This is a genomic window from Pseudomaricurvus sp. ABR4_320 (assembly GCF_056159445.1).
Map to the genome: position 1 here is coordinate 40,734 of NZ_JBSWVF010000021.1, position 22,427 is coordinate 63,160.

34 protein-coding genes are annotated in these 22,427 nt (G+C 48.9%); 31 read left to right on the top strand and 3 right to left on the bottom strand.

Annotated features, from left to right (window positions below; all coding sequences use genetic code 11):
* The first annotated feature begins 61 nt into the window (after positions 1–61).
* The 31 genes from tuf to ACXAFR_RS24445 all read left to right on the top strand — a co-directional run bounded on the left by tuf (position 62) and on the right by ACXAFR_RS24445 (position 18,096).
* The gene (gene tuf, locus ACXAFR_RS24295) at positions 62–1,285 is read left to right on the top strand and encodes an elongation factor Tu (RefSeq protein WP_475181975.1); all 1,224 of its coding nucleotides are present in this window, start codon (positions 62–64) and stop codon (positions 1,283–1,285) included.
* Between the two features lie 118 nt (positions 1,286–1,403).
* Entirely contained in the window at positions 1,404–2,504 is a 1,101-nt protein-coding gene (locus ACXAFR_RS24300; protein WP_475181998.1) for an NAD(P)/FAD-dependent oxidoreductase, read from the top strand.
* 142 nt (positions 2,505–2,646) lie between these two features.
* Positions 2,647–2,958, top strand: coding sequence for a 30S ribosomal protein S10 (rpsJ, locus tag ACXAFR_RS24305; protein WP_475182000.1), 312 nt, complete (start codon positions 2,647–2,649; stop codon positions 2,956–2,958).
* Between the two features lie 139 nt (positions 2,959–3,097).
* Positions 3,098–3,733, top strand: coding sequence for a 50S ribosomal protein L3 (gene rplC, locus ACXAFR_RS24310; RefSeq protein ID WP_475182002.1), 636 nt, complete (start codon positions 3,098–3,100; stop codon positions 3,731–3,733).
* Positions 3,734–3,759: 26 nt separating this feature from the next.
* Complete coding sequence (gene rplD, locus ACXAFR_RS24315) at positions 3,760–4,374, top strand: 50S ribosomal protein L4 (protein WP_475182004.1); 615 nt, start codon at positions 3,760–3,762, stop codon at positions 4,372–4,374.
* Entirely contained in the window at positions 4,371–4,667 is a 297-nt protein-coding gene (rplW, locus tag ACXAFR_RS24320; RefSeq protein WP_475182006.1) for a 50S ribosomal protein L23, read from the top strand. The genes rplD and rplW overlap by 4 nt, the downstream gene beginning before the upstream one ends.
* Before the next feature lie 12 nt (positions 4,668–4,679).
* Positions 4,680–5,507 (top strand): 50S ribosomal protein L2, encoded by an 828-nt coding sequence (gene rplB, locus ACXAFR_RS24325; RefSeq protein WP_475182007.1) that lies wholly within the window; start codon positions 4,680–4,682, stop codon positions 5,505–5,507.
* A 34-nt stretch (positions 5,508–5,541) separates the two neighbouring features.
* A complete protein-coding gene (gene rpsS / locus ACXAFR_RS24330) occupies positions 5,542–5,817 on the top strand; it encodes a 30S ribosomal protein S19 (protein WP_475182011.1) in 276 nt (91 codons plus the stop codon).
* 11 nt (positions 5,818–5,828) lie between these two features.
* Positions 5,829–6,161, top strand: coding sequence for a 50S ribosomal protein L22 (gene rplV, locus ACXAFR_RS24335; RefSeq protein WP_475182014.1), 333 nt, complete (start codon positions 5,829–5,831; stop codon positions 6,159–6,161).
* A 12-nt stretch (positions 6,162–6,173) separates the two neighbouring features.
* Positions 6,174–6,842: a 30S ribosomal protein S3 gene (gene rpsC / locus ACXAFR_RS24340; protein ID WP_475182016.1), complete on the top strand. Its 669-nt coding sequence runs from the start codon at positions 6,174–6,176 to the stop codon at positions 6,840–6,842.
* Between the two features lie 15 nt (positions 6,843–6,857).
* The gene (gene rplP, locus ACXAFR_RS24345) at positions 6,858–7,271 is read left to right on the top strand and encodes a 50S ribosomal protein L16 (RefSeq protein ID WP_475182019.1); all 414 of its coding nucleotides are present in this window, start codon (positions 6,858–6,860) and stop codon (positions 7,269–7,271) included.
* Positions 7,271–7,462 (top strand): 50S ribosomal protein L29, encoded by a 192-nt coding sequence (gene rpmC / locus ACXAFR_RS24350; protein ID WP_475182022.1) that lies wholly within the window; start codon positions 7,271–7,273, stop codon positions 7,460–7,462. Before rplP ends, rpmC begins: the two co-directional genes overlap by 1 nt.
* 2 nt (positions 7,463–7,464) lie before the next feature.
* Entirely contained in the window at positions 7,465–7,728 is a 264-nt protein-coding gene (gene rpsQ / locus ACXAFR_RS24355; protein WP_475182026.1) for a 30S ribosomal protein S17, read from the top strand.
* A 33-nt stretch (positions 7,729–7,761) separates the two neighbouring features.
* A complete protein-coding gene (gene rplN / locus ACXAFR_RS24360; protein WP_475182029.1) occupies positions 7,762–8,130 on the top strand; it encodes a 50S ribosomal protein L14 in 369 nt (122 codons plus the stop codon).
* Positions 8,131–8,159: 29 nt separating this feature from the next.
* The gene (rplX, locus tag ACXAFR_RS24365; RefSeq protein WP_475182030.1) at positions 8,160–8,477 is read left to right on the top strand and encodes a 50S ribosomal protein L24; all 318 of its coding nucleotides are present in this window, start codon (positions 8,160–8,162) and stop codon (positions 8,475–8,477) included.
* 36 nt (positions 8,478–8,513) lie between these two features.
* A complete protein-coding gene (rplE, locus tag ACXAFR_RS24370) occupies positions 8,514–9,053 on the top strand; it encodes a 50S ribosomal protein L5 (RefSeq protein WP_475182032.1) in 540 nt (179 codons plus the stop codon).
* Between the two features lie 12 nt (positions 9,054–9,065).
* Entirely contained in the window at positions 9,066–9,371 is a 306-nt protein-coding gene (gene rpsN, locus ACXAFR_RS24375; protein ID WP_475182034.1) for a 30S ribosomal protein S14, read from the top strand.
* Between the two features lie 26 nt (positions 9,372–9,397).
* Entirely contained in the window at positions 9,398–9,790 is a 393-nt protein-coding gene (gene rpsH, locus ACXAFR_RS24380) for a 30S ribosomal protein S8 (protein WP_475182035.1), read from the top strand.
* A 39-nt stretch (positions 9,791–9,829) separates the two neighbouring features.
* A complete protein-coding gene (gene rplF / locus ACXAFR_RS24385) occupies positions 9,830–10,363 on the top strand; it encodes a 50S ribosomal protein L6 (RefSeq protein ID WP_475182037.1) in 534 nt (177 codons plus the stop codon).
* Between the two features lie 10 nt (positions 10,364–10,373).
* Positions 10,374–10,724 (top strand): 50S ribosomal protein L18, encoded by a 351-nt coding sequence (rplR, locus tag ACXAFR_RS24390; protein WP_475182038.1) that lies wholly within the window; start codon positions 10,374–10,376, stop codon positions 10,722–10,724.
* A gap of 10 nt (positions 10,725–10,734) precedes the next feature.
* The gene (gene rpsE / locus ACXAFR_RS24395; RefSeq protein ID WP_475182041.1) at positions 10,735–11,244 is read left to right on the top strand and encodes a 30S ribosomal protein S5; all 510 of its coding nucleotides are present in this window, start codon (positions 10,735–10,737) and stop codon (positions 11,242–11,244) included.
* Between the two features lie 46 nt (positions 11,245–11,290).
* Entirely contained in the window at positions 11,291–11,476 is a 186-nt protein-coding gene (gene rpmD / locus ACXAFR_RS24400; RefSeq protein ID WP_475182043.1) for a 50S ribosomal protein L30, read from the top strand.
* A 1-nt stretch (position 11,477) separates the two neighbouring features.
* A complete protein-coding gene (rplO, locus tag ACXAFR_RS24405; protein ID WP_475182046.1) occupies positions 11,478–11,912 on the top strand; it encodes a 50S ribosomal protein L15 in 435 nt (144 codons plus the stop codon).
* A 30-nt stretch (positions 11,913–11,942) separates the two neighbouring features.
* On the top strand, positions 11,943–13,262 hold the full coding sequence (secY, locus tag ACXAFR_RS24410; protein WP_475182048.1) for a preprotein translocase subunit SecY: 1,320 nt from the start codon (positions 11,943–11,945) through the stop codon (positions 13,260–13,262).
* A gap of 24 nt (positions 13,263–13,286) precedes the next feature.
* Positions 13,287–13,403 carry a 50S ribosomal protein L36 gene (gene rpmJ / locus ACXAFR_RS24415; protein WP_475182049.1) on the top strand — a complete coding sequence of 39 codons (117 nt, stop codon included), beginning with the start codon at positions 13,287–13,289 and terminating at the stop codon, positions 13,401–13,403.
* 209 nt (positions 13,404–13,612) lie between these two features.
* The gene (gene rpsM / locus ACXAFR_RS24420) at positions 13,613–13,969 is read left to right on the top strand and encodes a 30S ribosomal protein S13 (RefSeq protein WP_475182051.1); all 357 of its coding nucleotides are present in this window, start codon (positions 13,613–13,615) and stop codon (positions 13,967–13,969) included.
* Positions 13,970–14,021: 52 nt separating this feature from the next.
* Complete coding sequence (rpsK, locus tag ACXAFR_RS24425) at positions 14,022–14,414, top strand: 30S ribosomal protein S11 (RefSeq protein ID WP_475182053.1); 393 nt, start codon at positions 14,022–14,024, stop codon at positions 14,412–14,414.
* Positions 14,415–14,426: 12 nt separating this feature from the next.
* The gene (rpsD, locus tag ACXAFR_RS24430) at positions 14,427–15,047 is read left to right on the top strand and encodes a 30S ribosomal protein S4 (protein ID WP_475182054.1); all 621 of its coding nucleotides are present in this window, start codon (positions 14,427–14,429) and stop codon (positions 15,045–15,047) included.
* 24 nt (positions 15,048–15,071) lie between these two features.
* Positions 15,072–16,070, top strand: a complete 999-nt coding sequence (locus ACXAFR_RS24435) for a DNA-directed RNA polymerase subunit alpha (RefSeq protein WP_475182056.1) — start codon at positions 15,072–15,074, stop codon at positions 16,068–16,070.
* Between the two features lie 55 nt (positions 16,071–16,125).
* Complete coding sequence (gene rplQ, locus ACXAFR_RS24440; protein WP_475182058.1) at positions 16,126–16,509, top strand: 50S ribosomal protein L17; 384 nt, start codon at positions 16,126–16,128, stop codon at positions 16,507–16,509.
* A 171-nt stretch (positions 16,510–16,680) separates the two neighbouring features.
* Positions 16,681–18,096: a mannose-1-phosphate guanylyltransferase/mannose-6-phosphate isomerase gene (locus ACXAFR_RS24445; RefSeq protein ID WP_475182059.1), complete on the top strand. Its 1,416-nt coding sequence runs from the start codon at positions 16,681–16,683 to the stop codon at positions 18,094–18,096.
* A 68-nt stretch (positions 18,097–18,164) separates the two neighbouring features.
* Here ACXAFR_RS24445 and cysN read toward each other — a convergent pair whose 3' ends face one another.
* From cysN to ACXAFR_RS24460, 3 genes are all read right to left on the bottom strand, one after another.
* Complete coding sequence (gene cysN, locus ACXAFR_RS24450; protein WP_475182060.1) at positions 18,165–19,613, bottom strand: sulfate adenylyltransferase subunit CysN; 1,449 nt, start codon at positions 19,611–19,613, stop codon at positions 18,165–18,167.
* A 78-nt stretch (positions 19,614–19,691) separates the two neighbouring features.
* Positions 19,692–20,600, bottom strand: coding sequence for a sulfate adenylyltransferase subunit CysD (cysD, locus tag ACXAFR_RS24455; RefSeq protein ID WP_475182063.1), 909 nt, complete (start codon positions 20,598–20,600; stop codon positions 19,692–19,694).
* Positions 20,601–20,645: 45 nt separating this feature from the next.
* Positions 20,646–22,358 (bottom strand): bifunctional sulfate adenylyltransferase/adenylylsulfate kinase, encoded by a 1,713-nt coding sequence (locus tag ACXAFR_RS24460; protein ID WP_475182064.1) that lies wholly within the window; start codon positions 22,356–22,358, stop codon positions 20,646–20,648.
* Between the last annotated feature and the right edge of the window lie 69 nt (positions 22,359–22,427).

Below are 22,427 nucleotides of genomic sequence, written 5' to 3' on the forward strand. Positions count from 1 at the left end.
CCGTCACAGAATCTCTTTTTAATTAATCTCACTTGAACAGTTAGAAACAGAGGAAAATAAAGTGGCAAAAGAAACATTTGAACGTTCCAAGCCGCACGTTAACGTGGGCACGATTGGTCACGTTGACCATGGTAAGACAACGCTGACTGCGGCGCTGACACGCGTATGTGCGGAAGTTTGGGGCGGATCGGCTGTTGCGTTTGACGGTATCGACAATGCGCCGGAAGAGCGTGAGCGTGGTATCACCATCGCGACATCTCACGTTGAGTACGATTCACCGGATCGTCACTACGCGCACGTTGACTGCCCAGGGCACGCGGATTATGTGAAGAACATGATTACCGGTGCGGCACAAATGGACGGTGCGATTTTGGTGTGTGGTGCGACTGACGGCCCGATGCCTCAAACTCGCGAGCACATCCTGTTGTCCCGTCAGGTCGGTGTACCTTACATCGTTGTGTTTCTGAACAAGGCTGACCTGCTGGCGGAAGACTGTGGCGGCGTGGATTCAGAAGAATACGCTGAAATGCTTGAGCTGGTAGAGATGGAGTTGCGTGAGCTTCTGGATACCTACGAGTTCCCAGGTGATGATACTCCGATCATTGCGGGTTCTGCGCTGATGGCTCTGAACGGCGAAGACGACAATGAGCTTGGTACGACTGCTGTTAAGAAGTTGGTAGAAACGCTCGACAGCTATATCCCTGAGCCAGAGCGTGCGATCGACGGTGCGTTCATTATGCCAATCGAAGACGTTTTCTCGATTCAGGGTCGTGGTACGGTTGTTACTGGTCGTGTAGAGCGCGGTATCATCAAGGTTGGTGAAGAGATCGAAATTATCGGTATCAAAGACACCACCAAGACCACCTGTACCGGTGTTGAAATGTTCCGCAAGCTGTTGGACGAAGGTCGCGCTGGTGAGAACGTTGGTGTTCTGTTGCGTGGTACCAAGCGTGACGAAGTTGAGCGTGGACAGGTTCTGGCGAAGCCAGGTTCTATCACCCCTCACACCAAGTTTGAAGGCGAAGTCTACGTTCTGTCCAAGGAAGAAGGTGGTCGTCATACCCCATTCTTCAAAGGCTACCGTCCACAGTTTTACTTCCGTACTACGGACGTGACTGGTGCGTGTGAACTGCCGGAAGGTGTAGAAATGGTTATGCCTGGTGACAACATTCAGATGACTGTTACCCTGATCTGCCCGATTGCGATGGACGAAGGTCTGCGTTTCGCGATCCGTGAAGGCGGTCGTACTGTAGGTGCGGGTGTGGTTGCTAAAATCCTCGAGTGATTCTGTCCATTCTAGGTGTCGTTCTATACTTAAACGGGGAGTCTGACTCCCCGTTTTTGTTTCGGCATGGTAGGCAGGGTCGGCATGATAGCTCTGAGTGAATGCGTAAGGAGATGATGTGGCGGATTTTGATGCGGTCGTAATTGGTGCAGGTGTCGTCGGTTTGGCGGTGGCGCGTGAGTTAGCCAAGGCTGGTGGCAGTGTGCTGGTTATTGAGCGCCATCGTGGTATCGGTGAAGAGACCAGTTCGCGTAATAGTGAAGTGATACATGCTGGTATTTACTACCCTCAGGGCAGTTTTAAGGCGCGTATGTGTGTCGCTGGGCGTGACATGTTATATGCCTATTGTTCTGAAAAGAATATCGAGCACAAGCGCGTTGGTAAATTGATCGTTGCGCGCGGTCAGCGGCAACTTGAGGGTTTGAAGGGAATCTATGAGAAGGCACTTACCAACGGAGTGGCGGATGTTCGCTATGTAGAGCAAGAGGAGTTGGTAGAAATTGAGCCGGCTTTGCAATCTGATCGGGCAATACTTTCTCCGTCGACCGGCATTATTAACAGTCACGAACTGATGCTAGCACTTCAAGGTGATATGGAGGACGCTGGCGGCGTTATTGTTTTGGCAACACCGTTTGTAGGGGGCGTCTATCGCGGCAGCGAGTTTATCATTCGCACTGGCGGTGAGGATCCTGCGGAAATATCCGCCTCAGCGCTGTATAACTGTGGTGGTCTATCAGCATGGGATGTGGCTGGTGCATTAGAGGGGATGCCCCAAGACAGGATTCCGCCGCGATATCTTTCAAAAGGCTGTTATTTTTCACTTTCCGGAAAAACACCATTTTCACGGTTGATCTATCCTTTGCCCAATGAAGTGGGGCTTGGGACTCATTTGACTTTAGATCTTCAGGGGCGTGCTCGCTTTGGGCCAGATACCAGGTGGATTGATCGAATCGACTATCAGGTTGAGGAAGAGCGGGTAGGGGAGTTTTATCGGGCAGTCCGAGAATACTATCCTGCGCTAGCGGATGGTCAGTTAATACCCGCCTATTCAGGGATTCGGCCGAAAATAGTTGGCCCAGGGGCTGCTGCGGCAGATTTTATGGTGCAGTATGGAGAGGAGTTCGGCATGCCGGGCTGGGTTTCTCTATATGGTATTGAGTCGCCAGGATTAACGTCTTGCCTGGCTTTAGCCCAATATGTGGCTGACGTAAAAAAATAAGATTTTTTCCTGATTTCAGTGTTGACTCTTTATTGGCCGCTCTATAGAATTCCGCTTCCTTTTTCGGGGAACATCAAGAAAAAGGTCAGTGAAGCCATCTTACTTGGCTTTAGTTCTTTGAGACATTATGGAGTTTGGTTCAATGCAGAATCAGCGTATTCGCATTCGCCTGAAGGCGTTTGATCACAAATTGATCGACACTTCTACCCAGGAAATTGTTGAGACTGCTAAGCGTACCGGAGCACAGGTTCGCGGCCCGATTCCCCTGCCAACTCGCAAAGAGCGTTACACCGTTTTGATCTCTCCGCATGTTAATAAAGATGCTCGAGATCAGTACGAAATCCGCACCCATAAGCGGCTTCTTGATATTGTTGAGCCAACGGAAAAAACTGTTGATGCTCTCATGAAGCTCGATCTTGCAGCGGGTGTTGAGGTTCAGATTAGCTTGGGCTAATCAGCGGTAGTGGTATTACGGCAGCAGTAGTAATTTAACCAAATTTGTTCAACCGAGTCCGGAACAGCCGGGCGCGTGTAATGCTCTGAAAAGGGCAGCCATAGCGGGTGATAGCCCCGTGCACTGAGAGGTTTCTAAAATGACTGTAGGTCTAGTCGGCCGCAAGTGCGGCATGACGCGCGTTTTCAATGAAGACGGTGCGTCCCTCCCTGTGACTGTGATTGAGGTTTCGCCCAATCGCATTACCCAAATTAAGAGCGAAGAAACTGATGGCTACTCGGCGGTACAGGTTACCGTTGGTGAGCGTCGGGCATCCCGTGTATCCAAGGCTCAAGCCGGACACTTTTCAAAAGCTTCAACTGAGGCTGGTCGAGGTGTTTGGGAGCTGCGCAATCCTGCTGAAGAAGCCTTTGATGTTGGTGGTGAAATTGGTGTGGCTTCTTTTGAGGCCGGCCAGTATGTCGACATTACTGGTACTTCCAAAGGTAAAGGTTTTGCTGGCGGTGTGAAGCGTTGGAACTTCCGTACCCAGGATGCTACGCACGGCAACTCTCTTTCGCATCGTGCCCCCGGTTCTATTGGGCAGTGTCAGACCCCTGGACGAGTATTCAAAGGCAAGAAGATGGCTGGGCACATGGGTGCTGAGCGCGTCACTGTGCAGAATCTCGAAATCGTTCGTGTAGATGCAGAGCGTAATCTCCTGTTGGTCAAAGGCGCTATTCCTGGTGCTCCTGGCGGAGATGTTATCGTGCGGCCGGCAGTTAAGCGCCGTTAAGGTTAAGTGGGCAAAGGTTTAAAGCGATGGATTTGACTATTGCAACACCTGAGGGTGCCGCTGGAACGGTCTCTGTTTCAGAGGTGGCTTTTGGTAGAGAGTTTAACGAAGACTTGGTACATCAGGCAGTGACCGCATATTTGGCGGGCGCACGTCAGGGCACTAAATCTCAAAAAACTCGTTCGGAGGTTAGTGGTGGCGGCAAGAAGCCTTGGCGTCAAAAAGGAACTGGTCGTGCGAGAGCTGGCACCATACGCAGCCCTATTTGGCGTACAGGTGGTGTTACATTTGCAGCGAAACCGCGCGATTTTGCTCAGAAGCTGAACAAGAAGATGTACCGCGCAGCGCTGCGTTGCATTCTGTCTGAATTGGCTCGCCAAGAACGTCTGGTTGTCGTTGAAACGTTTGATGTTGAAGCGCCTAAAACGAAATTGCTTCTCCAGCAGTTGGCGCAATACAACATTAACGACGCGTTGATCGTTTCTGAAGATGTTAGTGAGAACTTGTTTCTTGCAGCTCGTAACCTGCATAAGGTCGAAATCAGAGACGCAGTGGGTGTAGATCCGGTCAGTTTGATTGGTTACGAGAAAGTTCTGGTAACTGTGTCTGCACTGAAGAAATTCGAGGAGATACTGGGATGAGCGAAGAGCGTATTTATAAGGTTCTGCTGGGCCCGGTGATTTCTGAAAAGGCTGCAGGCGCCGGAGATGCCAGTAATCAGGTGGTGTTTAAGGTAGTGCGCAACGCTGAAAAAGCTGAAATTAAAGCAGCGGTTGAAAAGCTGTTTGAAGTGAAGGTCGAAGGTGTGAGCACAATGGTCGTTAAAGGTAAGTCTCGCCGTACCCGTCACGGTATCGGGCGTACTAGCGACTGGAAAAAAGCCTATGTTCGTCTGGCCGATGGCCAGGAAATCGATTTTTCAGCTGGAAATTAAGGGGTTAAGGCGATGGCAATTGTAAAGCGTAAACCTACCTCGCCCGGCCGCCGGTTTGTAGTTAGTGTTGTTAATGGTGACCTGCATAAAGGGGCTCCACACGCACCTCTTCTCGAAAAGAAGTCCAAGTCCGGTGGGCGTAATAGCAGTGGTCGGATAACCACTCGTCACGTTGGTGGTGGTCATAAGCAACACTATCGCGTTATAGATTTTAAACGTAATAAAGACGGTATTCCGGCGAAGGTCGAGCGTTTGGAATATGATCCGAATCGTAGTGCACACATTGCATTGTTGTGTTACGCAGACGGTGAGCGTCGCTATATTATTGCGCCTAAAAATGTTAAGGCTGGTGACGTGGTTGAATCTGGCGAATTTGTTGCGATTAAGCCTGGTAATGCGTTACCAATCCGCAACATTCCGGTAGGTACACAGCTTCACTGTATTGAGTTGAAACCTGGTAAGGGCGCTCAAATCGCGCGTTCCGCCGGCGCATCAGCTCAATTGGTAGCGCGTGAAGGTCAATACGCTACTATCCGGCTTCGCAGTGGCGAAATGAGACGAGTTCTTGCCAACTGTCGTGCGACATTAGGTGAAGTATCTAACAGTGAGCATAATCTTCGCTCTCTGGGTAAGGCCGGTGCATCTCGTTGGAGAGGTGTTAGACCTACAGTCCGCGGTGTCGCGATGAACCCGGTTGACCACCCACACGGTGGTGGTGAAGGGCGCACTTCTGGTGGTCGTCACCCTGTTTCACCATGGGGTATGCCAACGAAAGGTGCTAAGACACGTAAAAACAAGCGCACGGATAAAATGATTGTCCGTCGCCGCGGAAAGAAATAAGTAAGCGATAGCTGAAACGACGAGGATAGCTACTGTGCCACGTTCACTGAAAAAAGGTCCCTTTATTGATCTGCACTTGATCAAAAAGGTAGAGACGGCAATTGAAAAAAACGACCGGAAACCAATCAAAACTTGGTCTCGTCGTTCAATGATTATGCCTGAAATGGTTGGTCTGACGATTGCCGTTCACAATGGGCGCCAGCATGTACCCGTAATCATCAACGAAGAGATGGTTGGGCACAAGCTTGGAGAATTTGCGGCTACTCGTACCTACCGGGGACACGTGGCCGATAAGAAGGCGAAACGCTAAGAGATTCAACGATGGAAATATCAGCGAAATTAAAAGGCGCTCAGCTCTCTGCTCAAAAAGCTCGTCTGGTTGCTGACCAGATTCGTGGTAAGCACGTTGAAGAGGCGCTGGACATATTGAATTTTAGCACTAAAAAAGGTGCTGCAATCGTCAAGAAGGTACTTGAGTCAGCTATAGCGAATGCTGAGCACAACGAAGGTGCCGATGTTGATGAACTGAAAGTATCGACAGTGTTTGTTGACGAAGGTCTGACAATGAAGCGTATTCGCCCACGTGCGAAAGGACGTGCGGACCGTATTTTTAAGCGCACTTGTCATATCACCGTCAAAGTAGCTGATCAATAAGAGACTGAATTTATGGGACAGAAAGTACATCCGACTGGAATTCGTCTTGGAATTATCAAGAAGCATACCTCTACTTGGTATGCTGGCAGCGATAATTATGCGGATAAACTCCACACGGATCTGAAAGTACGTGAGTACATAGGGAAGCAACTCTCCAATGCTTCTGTAAGTCGGATAGAAATCGAGCGGCCCGCGAATACTGCCCGAGTGACTATTCACACTGCACGTCCGGGTATCGTTATCGGTAAGAAGGGCGAAGATGTTGAACGCCTGCGAGCAGAAGTAAGCAAGCAGATGGGTTGCCCAGTACACATTAATATCGAAGAGATTCGCAAGCCTGATCTTGATGCGTTCCTGGTCGCTCAAAGTGTGGCTCAGCAGCTAGAGCGTCGTGTTATGTTTCGCCGCGCCATGAAACGTGCCGTTCAGAATGCGATGCGCCAAGGTGCTGAGGGAATCAAAATTCAGGTAAGTGGACGTCTCGGCGGTGCTGAGATTGCACGTACTGAATGGTACCGTGAAGGTCGAGTGCCGTTGCACACTTTGCGAGCGGACATCGATTACGCAACAGCGGAAGGTCTGACCACATACGGTATTATCGGTGTGAAGGTCTGGATATTTAAGGGCGAGGTTATCGGCGGTATGGAAGCTGTCGAAGAACAGTCCAAGAAAAAGAATTGATAGGGGGTACGCATCATGCTTCAACCTAAGCGTACGAAATTTCGTAAGCAACAAAAAGGTCGTAATCGCGGTTTAGCGCAACGCGGTTCTAAAGTGAGCTTTGGAGAGTTCGGCCTCAAAGCGAATGCACGCGGTCGTTTAACGGCCAGACAGATTGAAGCTGCTCGTCGAGCTATGACTCGTCATATCAAGAGGGGCGGAAAAATTTGGATTCGTGTTTTTCCAGATAAGCCAATTACCAATAAGCCTCTTGAAGTGAGACAGGGTAAAGGTAAGGGTAACGTTGAATACTGGGTTGCTCAGATTCAACCAGGTAAAGTTCTTTATGAAATGGAAGGCGTTTCAGAAGAGCTTGCAAGAGAGGCGTTTGCGCTAGCGGCGGCAAAACTGCCGTTTAATACGACATTTGTTAAGCGTACGGTGATGTGATGAAAATTCAGGAATTGCAGGAAAAGTCAGTTGAAGAACTGAAAGCTGAGCTTGTCAAGCAATTGGAAGAGCAGTTTCGTCTGCGTATGCAGGCTGCTACCGGCCAGCTGAATCAGACTCATCTTGTAAAATCGACCCGTCGCGACATTGCAAGAATAAAGACCGTTTTGAATCAGAAGGCAGGTGCGTAACCATGACAGATAAACTCGTCCGTCAGCTGAGCGGAAAGGTCGTAAGCGACAAAATGGATAAGACCATTACTGTACTCATCGAGCGTCGCGTAAAACACCCTCTTTATGGGAAATACGTGAGCAAATCAACAAAGTTGAAGGCGCATGATGAGAACAACGAGTGTAAGGCCGGCGACACAGTGACTATTGAAGAGTCTCGTCGTTTGTCGAAAACCAAAGCATGGTCACTGGTTAAAATTGTTGAGCGTGCAGCAGAGATCAATTGATCTCACGCACCGAGTATTTATTGGAGATAGGCGATGATTCAGGCGCAATCATACTTGGATGTGGCAGATAATAGCGGAGCCCGTCGTGTTATGTGCATCAAGGTTCTGGGCGGGTCGCATCGTCGTTACGCTGCCGTTGGCGACATTATTAAAGTGACCATTAAAGAAGCCATTCCGCGAGGAAAGGTTAAAAAGGGGCAGGTCATGAAAGCCGTTGTGGTTAGAACTAAGAAAGGTGTTCGTCGTCAAGACGGCTCTTTGATTAAGTTTGACGACAATGCAGCAGTGCTTCTGAATAACCAAGAGGCTCCGATCGGCACCCGTATATTTGGGCCGGTGACAAGAGAGCTTCGTGGCGAGAAATTTATGAAGATTATTTCTCTCGCTCCCGAAGTGATTTAGTGGTTGAGCGATTCACAGGATTACTAGTCATGCGCAAGATTAAAAGAGAAGACGAAGTTGTCGTCATTGCCGGTCGAGACAAAGGCAAGCGGGGCAAGGTCGTTAAGGTATTGAACGACGATAAAGTGATTGTTTCGGGCGTTCAGAAAATTAAGAAGCATCAGAAGCCAAACCCTCAAATGGGTGTCGCTGGAGGAATCGTAGAAAAAGAGGCGCCAATTCACGTCTCGAACGTTGCGATTTTTAACAGCGAAACTGGGAAAGCAGATCGTGTGGGTTTTAAAGTCCAAGACGATGGCAAAAAGGTGCGCGTGTTCAAATCGAACGGAAAGACTATCGACGCGTAATTTCGTGATCGTCACTCTATTTAATGGTTTATCGCAATGGCTAAGTTAAGAGAACTTTACCGAAACGAAATTAGTAAGCAACTTCAGGATGACCTGAAGATTGAAAACGTAATGGCAGTTCCACGTATCACTAAAATCACACTCAATATGGGTGTGGGTGAAGCGATCGGAGACAAGAAATTTCTTGAAAATGCTGTCAATGACTTGCGTCAGATCTCTGGCCAAAAGCCGGTAGTCACAAAAGCTCGTAAGTCTATCGCAGGCTTTAAAGTCCGCGAGGGATGGCCGATTGGTTGCAAGGTTACTCTACGTTCCGACAGAATGTATGAATTTTTGGAGCGTCTGATCAGTATTGCTATCCCGCGGGTACGTGACTTCCGTGGTATCAGCCCAAAGCAATTCGATGGGCGTGGTAATTTCTCTATGGGATTCAATGAGCAAATCATTTTCCCAGAGATTGATTACGATAAAATCGACAAGCTACGTGGGTTGGATATCTGTATCACGACAACAGCTCGTAACGATGCAGAAGGCCTTGCTTTGTTGAAGGCTTTTCAGTTCCCGTTCAAAGGCTGAGGAAGAGGATAAATGGCTAAGAAATCAATGATCGCGCGTGAAGCGAAACGTGCTAAGACAGTCGCTAAGTACGCCGAGAAGAGAAAAGAGCTTAAAGCAATCATCTGCAGCGTTAACAGCTCTGAAGAAGAAGTGTGGGAAGCCCAAGTTAAGCTTCAAAAGCTGCCCCGTGACGCCAGCCCTGCAAGACAACAGCGTCGTTGTAGCTTGACCGGTCGTCCTCATGGGGTTTATCGCAAGTTTGGCTTGTGCCGCAACAAACTAAGAGAAGCGGCCATGCGCGGCGATGTTCCTGGTCTCGTCAAGGCGAGCTGGTAAGCAGCTGAATTTATAGGAATTGAAATATGAGTATGCAAGATCCTTTGGCGGATATGCTGACCCGTATCAGAAACGCACAGCAGGTAGGTAAACTTGAAGTCGGTATGCCGTCTTCAAAGCTGAAAGTGAGCGTGGCGAAAGTTCTTACAGATGAGGGCTACGTCAATGGCTACAGTGTAAGCGAAGACGCCAAGCCGGTATTAACCATCGAGCTTAAATATTATGAAGGTAAGCCGGTAATTGCTGAATTGGATCGTGTAAGCCGTCCAGGTCTGCGTACTTACGCCGGTAAAGATGGCCTACCTTCCGTTCGCGGTGGTTTAGGTGTGGCAATTGTATCTACCAGTCTTGGTGTAATGACTGATCGCGCTGCGCGTAAAAATGGCGTCGGCGGTGAAGTTCTCTGTACCGTCTTCTGAGTTAGTTTACTGATAGTTTTTGTATAGAGAGAATTCGTCATGTCACGAGTTGCAAAGAATCCTGTCGAGCTGCCGAAGGGAGTTACTGTTCAATTAAGTGGACAGGAAATCCAGGTAAGTGGCGGTAACGGCAAGTTAGAGCATGTCATCCACAACAGTGTTCAGGTTGAGCAAGAAGACAATGTTCTGAAAATTTCGCCGAAAAGCAAAGCGGCGTCGGCTAACGCGCTGGCGGGTACTACTCGCGCATTAATCCAGAACATGGTTCAGGGCGTTTCTGCCGGTTTTGAACGTAAATTAGTTCTGACGGGCGTTGGTTATCGTGTTAAAGCATCCGGTAGTGAAGTTGATTTAACCTTGGGATATTCTCATCCGGTTATATACAAGCTTCCTGAGGGCGTTAAAGCAGAGACTCCTAGCCAGACAGAAGTCGTTCTTAAGAGTGCGGACAAACAACTGCTTGGTCAGGTTGCTGCTGAAATCAGAGCCTTCCGTCCGCCAGAGCCCTACAAAGGCAAGGGTGTGCGTTACTCTGATGAGCACGTACGCAGAAAAGAAGCCAAGAAGAAATAGGATTAGTGCAATGAACGCAAAGAAAGTGAGCCGTCTTCGCCGTGCCCGTCGGGCTCGCTCGAAGATCAAAGAGCTGGGCGTAAATCGCCTATGTATCAACCGGACACCTCGCCATATCTATGCGCAGGTTATAGCTGGTAGCGGTGACAAGGTGCTTGCAAGTGCATCTACTTTGGACAGTTCACTGCGCCAGGGTGCTACTGGTAATAAAGATGCAGCAGCTGCCGTAGGCAAGTTAATTGCTGAGCGAGCTAAAGCTGCTGGTGTTACCGAGGTGGCGTTCGATCGCTCTGGATTTAAATATCACGGTCGTGTGCAGGCTCTTGCCGACGCTGCTCGTGAAGCTGGACTGGAATTCTAAAGGTACTGTTATGGCTTTCAACAAGAAAGAAGAGCGCAACGAAGAAGGGTTTCAGGAAAAGCTCGTTCAAGTCAATCGCGTTGCTAAGACGGTAAAAGGCGGCCGGATTTTTAACTTTACAGCACTCACCGTCGTAGGCGATGGTAATGGTCGTGTTGGTTTCGGTCGAGGCAAAGCGCGCGAAGTTCCAGCAGCGATACAGAAGGCCATGGAGGCCGCCCGACGCAATATGGTCCAAGTTGAGCTGAATGGCGATACACTGCAATACGCGACCACTGGAAGTCACAGTGGTTCTAAGGTATTCATGCAGCCTGCATCGCAAGGTACTGGAGTTATTGCCGGGGGTGCAATGCGCTCCGTCTTTGAAATGGCGGGTGTTCAGAACGTTCTTGCCAAGTGCTATGGTTCAACAAACCCCGTGAATGTTGTTCGTGCAACTTTCAAGGCGCTGGAAGACATGGCTGCACCTGAAGCCGTGGCTGCCAAGCGTGGTAAGTCAGTAGAAGATATCTTGAACTGATTGGCGGTATCGCCTTGTCAGTTGGCAGAGATTCGGGACAGTAAAGATGGAAAAAAAATATCTGAAGGTTACTCAGCTGAAAAGTAACGCTGGTCGGCTCGCTAAGCACAAGGCTTGCTTGTCCGGATTGGGGTTGCGAAAAATCGGCCACTCTGTGACCGTTGAAGACACGCCGGCAGTTCGTGGCATGATCAACAAAGTTAATTATATGGTTAAAGTAGAGGGCGCGTGAGATGAGATTGAATTCACTGTCTCCAGCCGAAGGTCGCGTCAAAGACCGTCGCCGTGTTGGTCGCGGTATTGGTAGCGGGCTCGGTAAAACCGGTGGTCGTGGTCACAAAGGTCTTAAAGCTCGTAGCGGTGGCAGCGTCGCGCCAGGGTTTGAAGGCGGGCAGATGCCTTTACAGAAGCGCTTACCAAAGTACGGGTTTACGTCCCGTATCGGTCGCGTTTCAGAAGAGGTTCGCCTCGCAGAGCTAGCCAAGATTGATGCTGATGTCATCGATCTAGATGCATTGAAGCGTGCTGACGTCGTAGGCACGAACGTTCTGCGAGCTAAGGTCTTCCTTTCCGGTACCATAGAGAAAGCAGTCACCGTTAAAGGTCTGGCTGTTACTAAAGGTGCCAAGGCAGCGATTGAAGCTGCTGGCGGTAAGGTAGAAGAGTAATTACTGCAAATCGTTGGAGTGTAATCAACGATGGCTAACCGGTCATTGGTAAACCAGCAGAAAGGATTGGGCGAGCTTTGGGCTCGCCTTCGTTTTCTGTTTTTGGCAATAGTTGTCTATCGGATTGGTACCCATATTCCGGTTCCCGGGATCGACCCGGATCGTTTGGCAGCTCTTTTTAGTCAAAACGAGGGCACGATTCTCGGCCTCTTCAATATGTTTTCCGGTGGTGCTTTAGAGCGTATGAGTATTCTTGCGCTTGGCATCATGCCCTATATCTCTGCATCGATTATCATGCAGTTGATGTCGGCAGTGACACCGTCGCTGGAGCAGCTGAAGAAAGAGGGAGATGCAGGTCGTCGGAAGATTAATCAGTACACGCGTTATCTAACAGTGGTTCTTGCATTGGTTCAGGGGATTGGTATGACGGTCGGGTTCTCCGGCCAGGCGTACATGACCGGATTCAGCTTTTACTTCGTTGCGGTAACCTCTTTAGTTACTGGTGCTGTGTTTATGATGTGGCTGGGTGAGCAGGTCACTGAGCGGGGTATCGGCAACGGTATATCCATGCTGATCTTTGCCGGTATTGTTGCCGGTTTACCAAGCGCGGTCGGCCAAGCATTCGAAAGCGCGAGGCAGGGTGATTTACACATACTGTTGTTACTCGGTGTGACCTTCTTAGCCATTGCAGTCATTTGGCTGGTTGTGCGAATGGAGCGTGGCCAGCGTCGGATCACTGTGAATTATGCTAAACGCCAGCAGGGACGAAAGGTATACGCCGCCCAAAGTAGCCATTTGCCGCTTAAAGTGAATATGGCCGGGGTCATTCCAGCAATTTTCGCCAGTAGCATTTTGTTATTTCCGGCGTCAATAGCGCAATGGTTCGGGCAGGGCGGAGAAGGCCTCGGTAGCGAGATACTTCAGGAGATTGCTCTCGCGATTGGTCCTGGTCAACCGCTTAACTTTATTTTGTTCGCGGCGTTGATTGTCTTTTTCTGCTTCTTTTATACCGCGTTGATGTTTAACCCAAGTGAAGTTGCGGATAACCTGAAACGTTCGGGTGCCTATATCCCTGGTATTCGCCCTGGTGAACAGTCAGCTAAGTATATAGACAATGTGTTAACACGCTTGACCGTTGTCGGTGCAATTTATATCGCAGCCGTTTGTCTCTTACCGCAGTTTCTTGTGGTGGCAACAAACATTCCTTTCTATTTAGGAGGAACTTCGCTGTTGATTGTCGTCGTGGTGGTTATGGATTTCATGGCCCAGGTTCAATCTCATCTAATGTCGCATCAATACGACTCTTTGATGAAGAAAGCGAACCTTAAAGGCTATGGTGCATCGCGCTGATTTTATAAAGAGGTTATAGAAACCATGAAAGTTAGAGCATCAATCAAGAAAGTCTGTCGTAAGTGCAAGGTTGTGCGGCGCAAAGGCGTGTTGCGAGTGATTTGCAGCGCCGAGCCTCGCCACAAGCAGAGACAAGGTTAAATTAACCTTGTCTGCGGATCCAAAAAAGGTGATCCGTAGCATTTACTGGCAAGACTGGATTTTTGGGGGCATCGACTGTCGCTAAGGTAGAAATACCTTGGCTATTGCATTTCAGACAAATAGCTACTATCCTTCCGCACCTTTTTGGGCGAGGGTGGTTCTATTTGCCGTCGTTGCCGCAATAAAACCTGTAGGTGGAGTAAAATTAAATGGCTCGTATAGCAGGAGTCAATATCCCTGACAATAAGCATACCGTTATTGCGCTAACGTATGTGTATGGTATAGGTAGAACAACTGCACGTCAGATCTGTGCATCAACTGGAATCGCTGAAGCAACGAAAATCAGTGAGCTTGATGAGCAGCAAATCGATGCAGTACGCAATGAGGTCGCTAAGATCCAGGTCGAAGGTGATCTACGTCGTGAAGTGTCCATGAGTATCAAGCGGCTTATGGATTTGGGTTGCTACCGTGGTCTGCGTCATCGTCGCAGCCTGCCTGTGCGTGGTCAGCGTTCCAAAACTAACGCCAGAACCAGAAAAGGTCCTCGCAAACCTATTAAACGATAGGTTAGGCGAAGGTCTCTAGTTCTCACTATTTTTGGAAAAGGTCTAAATTACAATGGCAAAGCCAAGTAGCAAGCCCACAAAGAAAAAAGTTAAACAGACGGTCGTGGACGGTGTTGCTCACGTTCATGCGTCTTTCAATAACACGATTGTTACCATTACCGATCGTCAGGGAAATACTCTCTCTTGGGCTACGGCAGGTGGCTCAGGATTCCGTGGTTCTCGTAAGTCAACGCCATTTGCAGCCCAGGTTGCGGCGGAGCGAGCCGGTGAGGCCGCGAAAGAATACGGTTTGAAGAATCTAGATGTCGAGGTCAAAGGCCCTGGCCCAGGCCGTGAATCTGCGGTTCGTGCGCTGAATAATATTGGTTACAAAATTACCAATATTACGGATGTTACTCCGATTCCGCACAATGGTTGTCGTCCACCGAAGAAGCGCAGAGTATAAGGGGGTAGAGTCATGGCACGTTATATAGGACCAACTTGTAAGCTTTCCCGTCGTGAAGGAACAGATTTGTTCCTGAAAAGTGGCGCTCGCCCACTGGAATCGAAATGTAAAGTGGAGCACGCACCCGGTCAGCATGGTGTAAGACGCGGTCGCTTGTCCGATTACGGTGTTCAGTTGCGCGAAAAGCAAAAAGTTCGTCGTACTTACGGCGTCTTAGAGAAGCAATTTCGTAGCTATTACAAGGAAGCTGCTAGAATTAAAGGTGCGACGGGTGAGAACCTTCTTCGCTTGCTTGAATGCCGTCTGGACAACGTCGTATATCGTATTGGGTTTGGCGCCACTCGAGCGGAGTCTCGTCAGTTGGTCTCTCACAAAGCGATTTTAGTTAATGGAAAGACTGTAAACATCCCTTCTTATCAGATAAAGGTTGGTGATGTTGTTTCCGTTCGTGAAAAGTCCAAAAATCAGATGCGTATACAACAGGCTCTCACCTATGCCAGCCAGAGAGCTGAGGTAGAGTGGGTTGACGTAAATGCTGAGAAGAAAGAGGGTACCTTTAAACGTTACCCTGATCGTATAGATCTCCCAGCAGACATCAACGAGAACCTGATCGTAGAACTTTACTCCAAGTAACAGCTAACACCTGAAGGTATCCTAATGCAAAGTGCGGTTAACGAGTTTTTAACACCTCGGCATATCGACGTTACCGAAAGCAGCTCTACCCGAGCAAAAGTCGTTTTAGAGCCGCTGGAAAGGGGCTTTGGGCATACTCTTGGTAACGCGTTGCGTCGGATTCTTCTGTCCTCAATGCCCGGCTGTGCCGTGGTTGAGGCTGAGATCGATGGTGTGTTGCATGAATACAGTGCAATTGAAGGTGTTCAAGAAGACGTTATTGAGATTATGTTGAATCTCAAGGGCGTTGCGGTTGTTATGCACGGTAAGGACAAGGCTACATTGTCTTTGAACTTCCATGGTCCTGGCGTTGTTACTGCGGGTGATATCAAGGTTGATCACGATATCGAGATCAAAAACCCTGAGCATGTTATCGCTAACGTCACCGGCGATGTCGAGATGAAGATGAAGTTAACGGTTGCACGTGGCCGTGGCTATCAGCCTGCCGACGCTCGTCAGAGTGATGATGAAGAGACCCGTGCGATTGGTAAGCTTCATCTGGATGCATCTTTCAGCCCAGTTCGCAGTTTGGCGTATCAGGTGGAAAGCGCTCGTGTTGAACAGCGCACCGACCTTGACAAGCTGATTTTGGATCTGGAAACCAACGGTACCATCGAGCCTGAAGAGGCTATTCGCAGAGCTGCAACGATTTTACAGCAGCAGCTGGCGGTATTTGTTGATTTGGAAGGTGAGAAGGAAAGCGAGCCTGAAGAAAAAGAGGAAGAGATTGATCCAGTGCTGTTGCGGCCTGTGGATGATCTTGAACTCACCGTTCGGTCGGCGAACTGCTTGAAAGCAGAGAATATTTACTACATTGGGGATCTGATTCAGCGCACAGAAGTAGAGCTGTTAAAAACCCCGAACCTGGGTAAAAAGTCGCTTACTGAGATTAAAGACATACTCGCATCAAGAGGTTTGTCTTTGGGAATGCGTCTTGAGAATTGGCCTCCAGCCAGCCTGGCGAATGATGACAAGTTGGCGTAAAGCCAATTTGTTAATCGGGGCCTAATGTAGATTAGAATTTATTGGGATTTTTGTTATGCGTCATCGCCATAGTGGCCGGCAACTCAACCGGAATAGTTCGCATCGGAATGCGATGTTTAAGAATATGACTGTCTCTCTTGTAGAGCACGAGTTAATCAAAACTACTTTAGCTAAAGCTAAAGAGCTGCGTATGGTTGCTGAGCCACTCATTACACTTGGTAAGGCAGACAGCGTTGCGAATCGTCGTTTGGCGTTCAGTCGCCTTGGTAGCAAGAAGGCCGTAGGTAAGTTGTTTAATGAGCTTGGTCCTCGTTACGAAGGTCGTCCCGGAGGTTACCTGCGCATCATGAAATGTGGGTACCGGGCGGGTGATAAAGCGCCGATGGCGTATGTTGAGCTCGTCGATCGTCCTGCGGATGCGGAAGCTGTCGAAGAGTAGAGAAGGTTGATACTTTCTCTGAAAAGGCGCTTAGGCGCCTTTTTTTGTGCCTGAAATTTGTGGTGGGTTTATCTAATCGGGATCGGCTTATCGATTGGTAAGCTTAGGGTGGGATTTGTATTCTATATCGAGCTAGAATAGCTTAAAGATCACAGTGTTAAGGATGGATCCATGATAGTACCTATCATTATGGCGGGCGGTTCCGGAACTCGGCTGTGGCCGATGTCTAGGTCTCTTTATCCCAAGCAGTTTTTGCCATTAGTCAATGAAAAGACCATGTTGGAGGACACCTGTCAGCGTCTTGATGGGTTAGGCATTGAAGCGCCAATCGTTGTTTGTGGTGAAGATCACCGGTTTACTGTAGCGGAACAGCTTAGGGCGATGCCTGGTTGTGATGCCAGTAGTATCATTCTGGAACCCGCAGGACGTAATACCGCGCCAGCAATAGCGCTGGCGGCCTTGCAGGTGCAAAAGAGCTTCCCGGCAGAGGATGCGATGCTGTTGGTGTTAGCTGCAGATCATTCTATGAGTGACGTGAAAGCCTTTCATGAGGCAGTCGATATCGCTGCCTCTTATGCCGAGTCTGGTAAACTGATGACCTTTGGAATTGTGCCCACAGGTCCGGAAACAGGATATGGATACATCAAAACCGGCAGCCAATCTCCCAATGGTGCTTTCGATGTTGACGAGTTTGTCGAAAAGCCCGATCTTTCTACTGCAGAAAAATACGTCGGCGCCGGGACTTACCTCTGGAACAGTGGGATGTTTTTATTTAAGGCATCCGCTTACCTTAATGCATTAAAGACCTATCGGCCTGACATTTTTTCCGCGTGTGAAACCTCCATGTCCTCTGCAAAAGAAGACATGGATTTCGTGCGCCCAGAGAAAAGTGCGTTTTTAGCGTGTTCAGATGAGTCAGTTGACTACGCGGTGATGGAAAAAACGTCCGATGCCATGGTGGTTCCGCTCAGTTGTGGCTGGAGTGATGTTGGTTCATGGTCTGCGCTATGGGAGGTAGCTGAAAAGGACGAGTCTGGCAACGCGCTCTATGGGGACGTCATTTTAACGTCGACGAAAAACAGCTATGTACGCAGTGATTCTAAGTTAATTGCGACCGTTGGTGTCGAAAACCTGGTCGTTGTCGAAACCGATGATGCCATTATGGTTGCAGACAAAGGGGCAGTGCAAAACGTTAAAGATATTGTCTCGCATCTAAAGGCGGAAGGCCGATCAGAAACGAAATTACATCGTAAGGTCTATCGTCCTTGGGGGTACTATGATTCTATTGATTTTGGGGCGCGCTTTCAGGTTAAGCGAATTGTAGTAAAGCCTGGCGGAAAATTGAGCTTACAGAAGCATCATCATCGTGCAGAACACTGGATCGTTGTCAGTGGCACGGCCCAGGTTACACGTGGTGAAGAGGTGTTTTTGGTAACAGAAAATGAGTCTACATATATACCTTTGGGTACCACTCATCGACTTGAAAACCCGGGCACGATTGCTTTGGAGATGATTGAAGTGCAGTCCGGTTCGTATTTAGGGGAAGATGATATTGTTCGCTACGAAGATACTTATGGGCGTGATTGACGGAATTTGATCGTGATTTTTGTAAAAAAAGGGGCCAATTAGCCCCTTTTTTTATGCGTCACTGACGGTTAGTTGAACTCTTTCAGTGACTTGAACAAAGCAACAAGGTCTGACTCAGAAAGAGTATCAATCTTTCCTGAAAGCTCTTGAAGACGTCCAAGAACTTCTTCTTTCAGCTGCTCAGACGCAGCTGTGCCGCCTGTTCCTTGGCCTTCCGCAGAGCTAATAATCATACCTGCGCCGACAGTCCCATTGGTGAGACGGTCAATTATAATGAAGGCGCCGGTAATGCGGTTTTCTTTGTAGCTATCAAAAATCACTGGCGCGTCAAAAGAGAGGTTGCAAACAGCAATCTCGTTCAGTTCCAGCTGATCACAAGCACTTTGCTCGAATGTGTTAACGTCAATTTTGTAATCTATGCCGGTTACTGCGCCGACAGATTTTTTACTAACAAATTTGATCGCATAGCGCTTGTCTTTGATCATCGGCTCTTCGGCCATCCAAATAACATGTGCTTTAACACCGTTACTCACCTGTGGCAGAGCGTCCTTTTTCACCAGCATATCGCCGCGGCTACAGTCAATTTCATCTTCCAGCGTGAGCGTAATTGCCTGAGCTGCTGAAGCGGATGGAATGTCGCCATCGAATGTGGAAATGGTTTTAACTGTGCTGGTTTTGCCGGATGGCAGAGATACCACTTCATCGCCAGGAGCTACAGTACCAGAGGCGATCGTGCCAGCAAAACCACGGAAGTTCAGGTTAGGGCGAATGACGTACTGAACTGGCAGGCGGAAACTTTCATCTTTGGCATCGCGATTAATTTCGATGGTTTCCAGCAAGTTCATCAGAGGTTGGCCATCGAACCAAGGCATATGTTCAGATGGATTAACGACATTGTCACCGCGTAACGCTGAAATGGGCGCGAAACGAATGTCAGGAATATCCAGCTGGTTAGACAGTTCCATATATTCAGCGACGATTTCTTTGTATCGGTCTTCACTGTAGTCAACCAAGTCCATTTTGTTGATTGCAACGATGACATGCTTAATGCCAAGCAGTGAAACGATAAAACTGTGGCGGCGAGTTTGAGTCATGATGCCGTGACGCGCATCAACCATAACAATTGCAAGGTCGCAGTTAGATGCGCCAGTAGCCATGTTGCGTGTGTACTGCTCGTGCCCAGGCGTATCCGCGATAATAAACTTACGTTTATCTGTGGTGAAATAGCGGTAGGCTACATCAATAGTGATACCTTGCTCACGTTCGCTTTGAAGGCCGTCTACCAGTAATGCGAGATCGAACTCCTGATCCGTGGTATTGAATTTTTTAGAGTCGTTTTTGATCGCGGAGAGGTGATCTTCAAAAATCATTTTAGAGTCATGTAAAAGACGTCCAATCAACGTACTTTTACCGTCATCCACGCTACCACAGGTTAAAAACCGCAATAGCTCTTTGTTTTCGTGCTGATCCAGGTAAGTGAGGATATCCTGTTCAGCGAGTGCGCCAGATTCAATCATATCTATGTTCCGTAAACTGTTGCTTTGGAGCGGGTATATAACCGCACTCCGGATATTCGAAATTTAGAAAAGAAAATATTAGAAATAGCCTTCCATTTTTTTCTTTTCCATTGAGCCGGCTGAATCTGAATCGATGACTCGGCCTTGACGCTCAGATGTTTTGGTCAACAGCATTTCCTGAATGATTTCAGGCAGTGTTGCCGCTGAAGATTCGACGGCACCTGTCAGCGGATAGCATCCCAAGGTGCGGAAACGGACCATCTTCATTTCAGGGGTTTCACCGTCTTCCAGTGGCATGCGATCGTCATCTACCATGATCAAGGTTCCGTCGCGCTCTACGACAGGACGCTCTTTGGCAAAGTAGAGGTCTGGAATCTGAATGTTTTCTTTGTAGATATACTGCCAAATATCCAGCTCAGTCCAGTTGGAGAGAGGGAATACACGGATACTTTCGCCGCGATCGACGCTGCTGTTGTAGATGTTCCACAATTCTGGACGCTGGTTTTTTGGATCCCAGCGGTGGTTTTTGTCACGGAAGGAATACACACGCTCTTTGGCGCGAGATTTTTCTTCGTCTCGGCGGGCGCCACCAAAAGCAGCATCAAACTTGTAGTGGTTCAACGCTTGTTTGAGGCTTTCCGTTTTCATGATGTCGGTATGCTTGGCGCTGCCGTGTGTAAACGGGCCTACGCCCATCGCTATGCCATCGGGGTTGATATGCACCAGCAGGTCAAAGTCATATTCCACCGCCATGCGATCGCGAAATTCGATCATTTCATGGAATTTCCAAGTGGTATCGACATGGAGTAGAGGGAAGGGGATCTTGCCTGGGGCAAACGCTTTGCGTGCGAGGTGCAGCAGTACGGAAGAATCCTTACCTACGGAATAGAGCATGACAGGATTGTCGAATTCCGCTGCTACCTCACGGAAGATGTGAATACTCTCCGCTTCGAGCAACTTCAGGTGAGTCATTTTTGAATCAGTCATAGTGGGCCTTACTTAACGACAAAGGGTTAATCTGGAGGGGGCTGACTAAGCGGTCAGCAACCCCATTTCAATCAGTTGATTAATGACCGTTTCCACGGCCTGGGTCATGGAGTACTGCGACGTATCTATCCGCAGCTCCGGATTCTCTGGAATCTCGTAGGGATCGTCGATGCCGGTAAATCCTTTAATCTTGCCCTCTCGAGCCATGGCGTAGAGACCTTTGCGGTCACGGGATTCACAGACTTCGATGGGCGTTGCGACATGAACTTCAACGAAGACACCGCCTTCTTCCACCATTTGTCGCACCGCAGCACGGGTCACTTTATAGGGCGCGATGGGGGCGCAGATAGCAATACCGCCGTTCTTAGTGATTTCACTAGCGACATATCCAATACGCTGAATATTGAGGTCCCGATGCTCTTTAGAAAAGGTCAACTCGCTGGAGAGGTTTTTGCGTACGACATCGCCATCTAACAGGGAAACCTGACGTCCTCCCAGCTCCTTCAATTTGACCATAACACCGTTGGCGAGAGTGGATTTTCCTGAACCTGATAAGCCAGTAAAAAACAGAGTAAAACCTTGTTTGCTACGTGGGGGGAGAGTTCGATTCAGTTCTTCAACCACTTCCGGATAAGCGAACCATTCAGGAACCTTTTCACCATTGGCCAGCATTCTCTTCAGCTCAGCTCCGGAGATGTAGAGACCAGCCTCTCCTGACAGTAGCTCGTGTTCTTCGCAAAACTCTCCCCGTTCTTTGACGAAGCGGAGGAAAGGCGCACGCAGAATTTCAATGTTCAGTTCATTCTGGAAACTGGCAACCAATTCCTGTGAGTCAGTGGGGCCGTAAAAGAGTCCACCACGATTATTGCGTCCAGGTCCGGCATGGTCGCGGCCGACGATAAAGTGAGTAAATCCGTAGTTCTGACGGATAATGGCGTGCCAAAGCGCTTCGCGGGGGCCTGCCATGCGCATCGCCAGAGGGAGAAGGCTGATGGCAGCACTGCCTTGAGGAAAATGATTAACGATTTTCTCGTAGCAGCGCACACGGCAGTAGTGATCGATATCACCTGGTTTGGTTTTTCCGACGGCTGTGTGAATAACCACATTTGCCTGAGCCTTGGCCATCATACGCTTCATCATAATGATGTGCGCTTTGTGAATCGGATTGCGCGTTTGAAAGGCGATGACATTGCCCCAACCTTGCTCTGCGAAATAGTCTCGCAGTTGCGCCGGGTCGTTGCGATATTGCTTGAAGTCGTAGTGCAGTGGCGGTGTGACTCCGGTCAGCTTACCACCCACATAGATGGGGTTGGTTGCCTGGAGCAGAGCGCGTACGCCCGGGTGAGATTCATCCTGTACGCCAAAAACCTTTTCAGCTTCATAATTGCGATCAGGCTCCCATATATCGCCAATAGTAAGATTGGCGATAACGACACCTTCGGGATCACGCAAGGTAATTTCCTGACCCGTTTCGAGTTGGTCTGCAAACTCGCGAGTAATGTCCAGGTTAATCGGCATCGGCCAAAGGGTGCCGTCGGTGAGGCGCATGCCGGCCACGACCGATTCGTAATCTGCTTTATTGAGGAAGCCAGTCAGCGGTGAAAACGCACCGTTAAGCAGTAATTCGATATCGAACATCTGGCGGGCAGTCAGATCCCATGACAGGTTGGATCGAGCTTTTTCTTTCTCGTGTGCCAGGGCATCGCCAGTGGCATACAGATTGAGTAACTCACCACCGTGAGCGGTACTCGTTGACATTCAACGTGCTCCTTTCCAAAAATTTTTCAAGTGTGTGCAGTCTAAGGTATTCCAATGGATCTGAAAATC